This is a genomic window from Leisingera sp. F5 (assembly GCF_001593695.1).
This window is the reverse complement of sequence record NZ_LUKH01000894.1, coordinates 1-1,504: the sequence shown is the minus strand read 5'-3', so window position 1 is coordinate 1,504 and position 1,504 is coordinate 1. Positions and strand designations below refer to the sequence as shown.

The 1,504-nt window shown below is 61.9% G+C and carries 2 protein-coding genes; one reads left to right on the top strand and one right to left on the bottom strand.

Annotation, left to right across the window (positions count from 1 at the left end; genetic code table 11):
• Positions 1 to 2 precede the first annotated feature (2 nt).
• On the top strand, positions 3 to 413 hold the full coding sequence (locus A2I95_RS37185; protein WP_291737486.1) for a CreA family protein: 411 nt from the start codon (positions 3 to 5) through the stop codon (positions 411 to 413).
• Here the strand turns inward: A2I95_RS37185 and A2I95_RS37180 are convergent.
• The coding region (locus A2I95_RS37180) for an aminotransferase class I/II-fold pyridoxal phosphate-dependent enzyme (RefSeq protein WP_291737485.1) at positions 401 to 1,504 on the bottom strand (1,104 nt) is incomplete at its 5' end. The genes A2I95_RS37185 and A2I95_RS37180 overlap by 13 nt on opposite strands.

Here is a 1,504-nt window from a genome sequence, read left to right as displayed (position 1 = left end):
GCCTGCCCGCCGCAGCTGAGGAGGTCGGGCAGATCGGCGTCGATTGGGTCGGCAATGATATCATCATCGAGGCTATCGCCGACCCAAAGGTCAGCGGCGTGACCTGCCACATCGCCTATTTCGAGCGCGGGCTGCTGGACCGTCTCTCCAAGGGAAACTGGTTCGAAGATCCATCCAACGCTTCAATCGCTTGCCGTCAGACCGGACCGATCTCAGTCGGTGACATCGACCGCGGCCGCGATGGCGAGGACGTGTTCCGGGCGTCCCGCTCCATCATCCTGAAGTCACTGCGGGTGAAGCGCATCTTCGACGAAGCCAACCAGACCCTAATCTATGCTGCCCACGCGGCTGAGCTGACTGACGGATCCGCCAAGGTATCGATCTCAACGGTGCCGCTTTATCAGGCGGACTGATAGACGGCGGAAACCTCGGCGCGGATAATTCGGGCGATCTGAGCGCAATCCTCCACACTGAAGGTCAGCGGCACCCGCATGTCGATGATACCGGCCAGGATGCGGTCGCTTTGCGGCAGGCGCGGCGTCTCTGCATAGCGCCAGCTGTCATAGCGGGATGTAAAGGCCACCGGTTCCGCTGTGCCGAACCATTTCAGCTCAACCCCGCGGGCGGCGCAGCGGCGCACCGCCTCCCGCACGGCCTCCTCGGACCAGTCCATCAGCAGGAATTGGATCGAGGAGCCGACATAGACTTCCTGCGCAGGACGCTCCACCACGGTCAAGCCCGGCGTGCCGCGCAGGCCGTTCTCAACTTCGCGGTAGCGGTCATTCCAGCGCTGCACCTGGGTTTCCAGGTCACTCAGCTGCGGCCGCAGGATGGCGGCACGCAGGTTGTCCATCCGGCCCGAGATGTTGGGGGTCTCATATTTCACCCGCTCAAACACCTCTGGCCCCGGCGCCGCCAGATGGCGGCCATAAAGCATGTAGGAGCCGGACATCATGATGGCACGGGCGGCGATCTCTTCATCGTCGGTGATGAGCAGCCCGCCCTCGCCCGAGTTCACATGCTTGTAGGTTTGGCAGGAATAGCAGCCAACCGTCCCGTGACGCCCCGACAGGACTCCATTCCAAGATGCCCCCATCGTATGGGCGCAATCCTCGATCACAATGACCCCTGCCTCATCACAGATCTGCATCAGGCGATCCATGTCACACAGATGACCGCGCATATGGCTCAGCAACAGCACTTTGGCCTGCCCAACCTTCGCCGCCAGATCATCCAGATCAATGGTCAGATTTTCATTCACATCCACATAGACCGGGCGAGCCCCGACAGAAGCAATCGACCCTGGCACCGGTGCCAGAGTAAAGGCATTGGTCAAAACCGTATCGCCCGGTTCGACTCCAACTGCCCGCAGGGCCGTGGCCATCGCGTATCCGCCCGAGGCCACAGCCAGACAGTATTTTGCCCCCATCTGGGCTGCGAATTCCTGCTCCAGCAGTGCGGTTTCGCTCAGCTCGCCCTCGGCGGTGTTGTAACGGTGCAGGCG